Below are 8,936 nucleotides of genomic sequence, written 5' to 3' on the forward strand. Positions count from 1 at the left end.
AGCGAGGTTATTTTTTTAGTTTATTTTACTTTTTTCTTTTTAAATTTGCTTAGTGCTTCATAAACGATTGGAACAATAAGAAGTGTTAATAACGTTGAACTCGTTAATCCACCAATTACGGTTACTCCAAGCCCTTTAGAAATTAAGCCGCTACCTTCAAATCCTAATGCAAGAGGGATAAGAGCCCCGATTGTTGCAATTGCAGTCATTAAGATAGGGCGTAGACGTGTTGCACCAGCTTCTAGTAATGCTTCACGTGTTGATAGACCTTCGTTTTCTTTATGAATAACACGGTCAATAAGTACGATTGCATTCGTTACAACGATACCAATTAACATAAGCGCACCAATCATTGCAGATACACTTAATGTTTCGCCAGAGATTAATAAGGCAACGAGTGCACCAATGATTGTGAATGGTAGCGAGAATAAGATTGCAAATGGTGCAAGGGCACCGCCAAATGTAACGACAAGAACGAAGTATACAATGGCAATTGCAGCTAACATCGCTAGGCCAAGTTGCTTAAATGATTCTTGAATATCTTTTGTAACACCGCCCATAGAAACATCTATACCAGAAGGAAGATCCATTTTATCCACTTCTTTTTGAACGGCAGCAGATGCCTTTGAAACGTCATCAGATTTTAATTTTGCACTTACTTCCGCATAAACACGGCCATCGCGGTGTTTTACTGTATTCGAAGTTTCTCCTTCTTTTACAGTCATAACATCTTTCACAGCCACTTCATTACCGAGTGGTGTTGTAATTTTGCGATTCGTTAAATCATCAATTGTTTCATAATTTTGTTTTTTAGCTTCTACATATACATTTATATCTTTACCGTCTTTTTTAATTGTTGTAAGAACAGGGCGATCATGTTGATTAGAAAGTCCCATTCCGATTTGGGCAGCCGTTAGGCCCATTTTACTTAGCTTTTCTTGATCTGCAACTAAAGTGTACTCTGCATATGTTTTCGCAATGCTAGAGTCTACGTCTTTTAAGTCTTTATTTTTCTTCATGATATTTTGAATGTCTTTAACGACAGGTTTAATTTCTTCAGAGCTATCTCCGTAAACGTATAGTTTAATTTCATTGCTACCGCCACTTGCTCCGAAATCTTGGTTTTTCCATTCGCCTTTTCCAGACATCTTTTGTAAATCTTTAACGACTTGTTCTTTCTCTTTTTCAAAGTTTTTCGTATCGTTATCATATTGAACGAAGAACATTGCTTGATTTGTTTGACCAGGGCTCATTGGGTTTTCGCCGCCTAATGAGAATTGAATCGTTTTGACGTCTTTATTATCTTGGAAATGCTTTTCAGCCTTCGTTGCAATTTTTTCGACGTCGTCTAACGTTTGACCTGGTTCAGGTTTGTACGTTGCAATAATCATTTTCTCTTCTTCAGATGGTAAGAAGCTGACACCGATAATTGGTACAAGTGCAAGGCTACCTACTAATAGAAGAACAGCAATACTTGATGTAATAATTTTATGGTTTAATGCCCATTCAAGTATACGTTTATAACCGTTTGCTAATTTACTTGGTTTTTCTTCATGATGTACCTCTTTTTCTCTCATGCTCTCTTTCTTAAATAAGGAGTGAGCTAGCATTGGTACGATTGTAACGGCCACTAGTAACGATGCTAATAAAGCAAAGACGATAGTTAAGGCGAATGGTAAGAACATTTCACCAATCATACCTTTTACAAGTCCAAGCGGTAAGAATACAGCAATTGTTACAATGGTAGAAGACATGATTGGGATAAACATTTCTTTCGTAGCTTCACGAATTAAATCTTTCCCGCGTAGTTTTTCTTCTGATAACGACATACGTCGGTAAATATTTTCAATAACAACAATTGAGTCATCAACAACGCGTCCGATAGCGACTGTCATTGCTCCAAGCGTCATAATGTTAAGTGTAATATCCATTTGTTTTATAACTAAAACAGCAATTAATAAAGAAAGAGGTATAGAAACGACAGAGATTAACGTTGTTCGGATATTTCGTAGGAACAACATAATAATAACAATCGCAAAGATAGCCCCGAAAATTGCTTTGCTAAGCATTGTCTCAACTGATTTCTCAATAGGTGCGCCTTGGTCGAATGTTGAAATAATCTCAAGGTCTTTATATTTTTTCTCAAGGTCTTTTACTTTATCTTTAACAGCATTTACAACATCAACTGTATTCGCATCAGCGGCCTTCACAATTTGAATTCCAATTGCTTCTTTTCCATTCGTTCGAGAAATAGATTCTGCTTTCCCAACTTCTTTAATGTCAGCAATTTCGTCTAATGTAACTGTAGGAATTCCACTCATAGCGGCTGGATTCATTTGCGGCGATTGTGCACCAGCTCCAGCACTTTGACTACCTTGACCATTTGGTGATGAAGGGATAGCTGGAATTTTTAATTCTTTTAATGCTTTAATTGTTGTAATGTTACCGTCTACAACAACTGATTTTTCCGTATCTTTAAATGTATATAAGCCAAGTGGTAAAGATACATCCGAACCTTTAATAATATTTTTTACAGTATCTTCACTTAAACCTAATTCTTTCATCTTATCTTGTTTGAAGACAAGTTGTACTTCGTCTACTTGTTGACCTGTGATTTGAACAGATGCGACACCATCAAGTCCTTTTAAACCTGGAACAACATTTTTTTCAACATTTTCAGTTAAGGTAGCTAAAGATTCATTTTTACTTGCTACGCTTAATGAAATAACAGGAAAGGCATTAAAGTTTACTCGAGAGACTTTCGGGTCTTTCACACCTTCCGGCAGTTTCATATTTACGAGTGCCTCTTTAACTTCTGTTTCGGCTTTATCCATATTTTTATCAAAATCATATTCTATTTGAATAGAAGATGCATTTTGATAAGATGACGAGCTAACAACGTTTACGCCGCTTAAATTTTGCAGTTGCTCTTCCATCGGTTTTGACACTTTATCAGCTACTTCAGCTGGTGTAGCACCAGGATAAACCGTAGTTACTGTTACAATCGGTGTTGTAATATCAGGAATTGTCTCCAGCTTCATATTGAGTCCAGAATAAATACCTGCAATAGTAACAATAATGGTTAGTAGCCAAACTGCGAACTTATTTTTTAACGAGAAATTGATGATTTTGTTCATGTTTGCGCTCCCTTTTCATTGTATTGACCAATTGGTCAGTCTAATACATAATATAACTGACCGATTGGTCAGTCGTCAATGAAAAGAGATGGTATAATAAAGTTAAACTGTAAGGGGAGAAACTTTTTTATTATTTCTTACTGAATCATTAGCTTTTATTAATGAAATTTCTATGTAGGTAGTAGTTTTGCTACTTGTTAATATAAGATTAAATTGAATTTAAATTTACATAAGATGCGAAATTAAGTTTAGGAGAGAAGATATGATATGAAAGAAAAAGAGCGCTTAATTATAGAGATGGCTATGAAGTTATTTGCGACTAAGGGTGTAAGTGCAACGTCAGTACAAGAAATTGTCACAGCTTGTGGTATATCAAAAGGGGCTTTTTATTTGTATTTTAAATCGAAAGATGAGCTTTTATTAGCGACACTTCGATATTATTATGACAAAATCCAAAAGAAAATGCTGGAGATTGAAAAAGAGTCTTTACTACCACGTGAAAAATTTGAAAAGCAGTTATATTTTCAGTTTACTGATGTACAAAAACATAAAGAATTTATTATTATGCATGCAAGAGAAAATGCTATTCCGTTTAATAAAGAAGTAGAAGAGCTTATGATACGGATGAAGTTAGAATCTCATGCATTTTATCGGAATAGCTTATTGTCTATTTATGGTGAAAAGGTCGGTCCATATTTATTAGATTTAGTAATTATGGTGGAAGGGATATGCCACGGTTATTTACAATTGATTATTTTAAATGAACCGGAAATTGATTTCTCTCATGTTGCTTCCTTTATTTTAAAAAGAGTAGAAGATTTAGTAGAAGGGCTTCTAGACTCTTCGGAGGAACCTGTTTTAAATGAAGAAAAGATTGGGGAGTTTTTTTGTAGCTCAGAGCTTATTAAAGAACAGGTGAAAGAGCATTTTTTACATGAAATTATTATATTAAAACGAACATTAGCAGATCAGCTGGAAAATGATGAGGTTTTAGTCACTTTAGATGTTTTAGAATCCGAAATGAGAGTTCAAAATCCGAGGATTCCAGTTATTCGAGGGATGTTAGCGAATTTGGAAGCGTATAATGATTTGAATGATTTTAGATTGAGGTTAGCTCGATATTACTATATAAATTGAGATTTTAATCAGTGGGATTTCATTCCCACTGATTAAAGTTGAAAAAAATTTTTTATTTTACATTCTGAAATTTATACATGTCACCATAAACATTGGTGTCGTTGTAAATAAACAATACAATATCTGCATTTTGTTCTTCTAGTTGCTGTTTCACACTTTTTCCTTGCGTGTAACGAGGATCAATAAACGTTGTTTTAGCAAAATTACGTGCAAATAAAGGATATGTAGCATCAGCATACGAATCTTTTAAGATAACAAGGTGTAAATCGTTTTCTGCCTTTTCGTTAATGATGTTTATTTCAGGGAAATCCGTTTGATAAACACTAGCATATCCAGGGGCAGGAATATCCTTTTCTTTTCCGTAAAACTGAGCCATAGATTCCTTAGCGGTATCATCTTTAATAGCACCATAGTAAACCGTGTAGTTGTCCCAAGATTCACTGGAATTATAGTGGACATATGGAATTTGTACAGATGAAGTATCAATTAAGCGGTACAATTGATTATTCCAGCTACCAACAAACTTTCCTTTCAGTTTTTCCCAGTTAATCGTGTAGTCATCTTTCTTTATTGGTTGTCCTTTATATTTGTCTGAATGAGAATTAATAAAGTTCATCGTATCCTCATACGCATAAAAGGCACCTTCCATATTCCAATGGTGGTCTGTAGTTAAATACATTCGTTCTAATTCTTCGTTAGTAAACCTTTCTTTAAACATTGGTAATACATCAATAATAGGGAATTTCGTTTCTGCTAATTTCTCAGCAAGGTGATCCCTAAGAATTTGTTCGTAACCAAGATTTAGGTAAGAGGGAAGCTTATACTGTAACGCTGTCTGCTTACTAGGAACTAAAGAAAAATAGAATTCTGTTTGTGGGAAATTGTTTTTCAGAGTATTTAATTCCTGAACCCCAGCATCAACATCGTTTAAATGATTTTCCATATTAGGTCTATTAAAAATAAATTGATCGTTTGTAACATGAATGTTGTTTACGAATGTTCTATTCATAGACAGTTGGAATTTTATATAACTTTCAAGAAAGAAATCTCTAGGTCCAATATGGTCTGTAAAATGTGTTTCGATACCTTTAAATAATTCTCCAGTTTTTATAGTAGAAGCATTTACAGCAGGTTTAATTGCTAAGTTTCTGTTCTCAAATTCAGAAAATGTCTTTTTATCTATAAGGATAACTTTTGCTGTCCAAATACCGACTCCAAAAATAACTGTAAGGAACCCCATTATTAAAGTGAGGTTTTGAAATTTTTTCATAGTGAACCTCCTTTAAAAACGGAAATAAATAAATGGATTATAAGTTGCATTTGTTAGGAATACTAAAACAATGACTAAAATACTTAAATAATATACTGGCGATAAAACGGCAAATCTTTTTGTTGATAATATTTTTTGTAACCATGGGAATACGGGCGCTGCAGTAATAATAGCTAATAAGAAAATACCCCAATAATTCATTATATAGAAATAACTGTTAATATCTGTTAACGGACCGTTAAATCCGAACATGGATTTTAGAAATTCAAGGCAATAACTGAAATTATCTGCACGGAAGAATACCCATCCAATAATAACTAAAAACATAACGTAAATATGTTGGAGAGGACTCCATAATTTTTGAAGTAGATTTTCAAGTCCCGCTTTTTCAAGTGCAATTAGCATTCCATAATAAATACCCCAAATCATAAAGGTCCAACTGGCACCATGCCAAAAACCGGTTAATCCCCATACGATGAAGAGGTTACGATAAACTTTCCAAGTTGTAACCCGATTTCCTCCAAGTGGAATATAGACATAATCACGGAACCAAGAACCGAGTGAAATATGCCAACGACGCCAAAATTCAGAAATGGATTTTGAAATATATGGATAATTAAAGTTTTCTAGAAAATCAAATCCAAACATCTTTCCTAATCCAATTGCCATGTCACTATATCCAGAAAAATCAAAGTAAATTTGTAGTGTATAGGCAATGGCTCCCATCCAAGCTAATGATACACTCATATCAGAAGGGTTCATTGCGAAAATCTCATCGGCTATAGCGCCTAATTGGTTAGCGATTAAAACTTTTTTACCTAAACCAATAATAAATCGGCGGACACCTTCAGAGAATTTTTCGGCATCAACAGTTCGTTGATGTAATTGGTGAGAAATTGTATTATAACGAACAATTGGTCCTGCTACTAATTGTGGAAATACAGTAAAGTATAAAGCTAAATCAAAGATATTTCGTTGAGCATCGACTTTTTTCTTATAAATGTCGATAATATAGCTCATTGCATGGAACGTGAAAAATGAAATACCAATTGGTAAAGGTATTTTTTCAAGAATAATATTGGTATGGAAGATAGAATTGATATTATCGACCAAAAAGTTTGCGTATTTAAAATATCCTAAAATAGCGGTGTTCATTACAATTGCAAACGTTAACAATATTTTTCTTTGACCATTTGTGAAGCGACTATTCCCTAACAAGATACCAAACCAATAGTTAACAAAGATAGAGAACAGCATTAGGAAAACATAAATGGGTTCGCCCCAAGCATAAAATACTAAACTAAAAAATAATAAAACCATATTTTGTAGTTCTTTGCGCACAGCATAATAAATTAAGAGTACGGCAGGTAAAAATAAACATAAAAAGACAAGATTACTAAATACCATTTTCAATTAATTCCTTTCCTATTTTATCTAAATGATACCAAAATTATCTTCTGAATGTAAGATTATAAAAAATAGGATAGTATTTACATTTTGAATTTTTTTATATTGTGAGAGATACAAAAAATCCTTTTTTATAAAAAAAAGAGCCGTCCCTAAATATTTTTTAGGAACGGCTCTTTTTAACTGACATGAAATAATTTAGTTGTTTTTTTCTGCCCACTCTTCAACATTCCAAGTTTTTGTGATCCAACCTTCATAAAATTCTGGTTCGTGACATACAAGAAGGATTGTCCCTTTATATGCTTTCAGAGCTTTTTGAAGTTCTTCCTTTGCTGTAACATCAAGATGGTTTGTTGGCTCATCGAATAGGATCCAGTTACTTTCTTCACCCATTAGCTTGCATAAACGAACTTTTGCTTGTTCGCCACCACTTAATTGATTTAGCGGGCGAGAGATATGCTCATTTTTTAATCCGCATTTCGCTAACATTGCACGAATTTGATGTTGGTCCATGCTAGGGAATGTGTTCCAAACATCATCAATTGGTGTTATATTATCCGCTTTTACTTCTTGCTCAAAGTATGCAGGCTCTAAGAAGTCACCAAGACTTGTTTTACCGCTTAAAGGTTTAATTTTTCCTAAAATCGTTTTTAGTAATGTTGATTTACCGACACCATTACAACCAACGATGGCAATTTTTTCACCGCGTTCAATTGTCATTGTTAGTTTTGGTAATAATGGATGTGTATATCCGATTTCTACATCTTCGCCTTCAAAGACGAAACGACTACTTGCACGAGATTCCTTAAATGAGAATTCCGGCTTAATTGCTGTTTCAGGACGATCAATACGCTCCATGCGATCAAGTTGTTTTTGACGACTCTTTGCACGACCTGTCGTTGAATAACGAGCCTTGTTCTTCGCGATAAAGTCTTCTTGCTTTTTAATAAACTCTTTCTGTTTTTCATAAGCATTTATATGTTGATTTTTATTAATTTCTGCTAGTTCTAGGAATTTTTCATATGTCGCTGTATAACGCGTCATTTTTGTAAATTCTAGATGGAAAATAACATCAACACATTTATTCATAAATTCTGTATCATGGGAAATTAATAAGAATGCATGTGGGTATTCCTTTAAATAAGTTGTTAACCAATGAATATGTTCAACATCTAAATAGTTAGTAGGCTCATCTAATAGTAATACTTCTGGTTGTTCAAGTAATAATTTTGCTAGTAATACCTTTGTACGTTGTCCACCACTTAATGCAGCAACATCACGGTCCAAACCGATTGCATCAATTCCAAGACCACGTGCCGCTTCTTCAATTTTAATATCTAATAAATAGAAACCACCTGCTTCGAGGGCATCTTGTATTTCCGCCATCTCCTCAAGAAGTTCCTCTAATTCTTCTGGTGTTGCAGTTCCCATTTTTTCTGCAACTTCATTTAAAGCTTTTTCTTTTTCAAATAAAGGTAAAAATGCGTCAGCTAATACATCACGAATTGTGCGACCAGGCGTTAAAATTGTATGCTGGTCTAAGTAACTGTAATTGGTACCAGGTGTCCATTCTACACGGCCCTCATCATGGATAAGTTGACCAGTAATAATATTCATAAATGTTGATTTACCTACACCGTTTGCACCGACTAATCCAACGTGCTCACCTGCTAGTAATCGCATAGATACATCTTTAAATAATGTACGATCACCAAATGTATGTCCTAGTTTGTCGACTGTTAATAAGCTCATAGTATCCTCCGTCCAACTTGAAATAGTACCTTGAATCATGATACTAAATTCTTTCGTATAATGCTATCATTTCAAAATGTATATTTTTTCAAGAATTATTTTACGTTCATTTTTTGTGGAAATATCATAGTAAAAAAAGTATCTACTTATTATTAAGTTAACGTTTAACTTTAACGTTAACTTTACGTTTTAGTTTACGTTTACGTTTAACTTTTACTTTTTACGTTTTACTT

The 8,936-nt window shown here is 33.9% G+C and carries 5 protein-coding genes; 1 reads left to right on the top strand and 4 read right to left on the bottom strand.

The window, feature by feature from the left end:
• Positions 1-20 precede the first annotated feature (20 nt).
• The gene (locus CDB3_RS23385; RefSeq protein WP_128856136.1) at positions 21-3,137 is read right to left on the bottom strand and encodes an efflux RND transporter permease subunit; all 3,117 of its coding nucleotides are present in this window, start codon (positions 3,135-3,137) and stop codon (positions 21-23) included.
• A gap of 267 nt (positions 3,138-3,404) precedes the next feature.
• Here CDB3_RS23385 and CDB3_RS23390 point away from each other — a divergent pair, with 267 nt between their 5' ends.
• On the top strand, positions 3,405-4,274 hold the full coding sequence (locus tag CDB3_RS23390; protein ID WP_128856137.1) for a TetR/AcrR family transcriptional regulator: 870 nt from the start codon (positions 3,405-3,407) through the stop codon (positions 4,272-4,274).
• Between the two features lie 52 nt (positions 4,275-4,326).
• Here CDB3_RS23390 and CDB3_RS23395 read toward each other — a convergent pair whose 3' ends face one another.
• The 3 genes from CDB3_RS23395 to CDB3_RS23405 form a co-directional block, all read right to left on the bottom strand.
• Positions 4,327-5,544, bottom strand: coding sequence for an alginate O-acetyltransferase AlgX-related protein (locus CDB3_RS23395; RefSeq protein WP_128856138.1), 1,218 nt, complete (start codon positions 5,542-5,544; stop codon positions 4,327-4,329).
• 12 nt (positions 5,545-5,556) lie between these two features.
• Positions 5,557-6,951: an MBOAT family O-acyltransferase gene (locus CDB3_RS23400; RefSeq protein ID WP_128856141.1), complete on the bottom strand. Its 1,395-nt coding sequence runs from the start codon at positions 6,949-6,951 to the stop codon at positions 5,557-5,559.
• Between the two features lie 198 nt (positions 6,952-7,149).
• Entirely contained in the window at positions 7,150-8,742 is a 1,593-nt protein-coding gene (locus CDB3_RS23405) for an ABC-F family ATP-binding cassette domain-containing protein (RefSeq protein ID WP_128856139.1), read from the bottom strand.
• Between the last annotated feature and the right edge of the window lie 194 nt (positions 8,743-8,936).

The sequence above is a fragment of the Bacillus sp. CDB3 genome (genome assembly GCF_002081505.1).
Taxonomy (GTDB): domain Bacteria; phylum Bacillota; class Bacilli; order Bacillales; family Bacillaceae_G; genus Bacillus_A; species Bacillus_A cereus_AT.

Coding starts and splice junctions, on each gene's coding strand:
- CDB3_RS23405 (WP_128856139.1), bottom strand. CDS start 8,742: ATGATTCAAGGTACTATTTCAAGTTGGACGGAGGATACTATGAGCTTA.
- CDB3_RS23390 (WP_128856137.1), top strand. CDS start 3,405: ATGAAAGAAAAAGAGCGCTTAATTATAGAGATGGCTATGAAGTTATTT.
- CDB3_RS23385 (WP_128856136.1), bottom strand. CDS start 3,137: ATGAACAAAATCATCAATTTCTCGTTAAAAAATAAGTTCGCAGTTTGG.
- CDB3_RS23400 (WP_128856141.1), bottom strand. CDS start 6,951: ATGGTATTTAGTAATCTTGTCTTTTTATGTTTATTTTTACCTGCCGTA.
- CDB3_RS23395 (WP_128856138.1), bottom strand. CDS start 5,544: ATGAAAAAATTTCAAAACCTCACTTTAATAATGGGGTTCCTTACAGTT.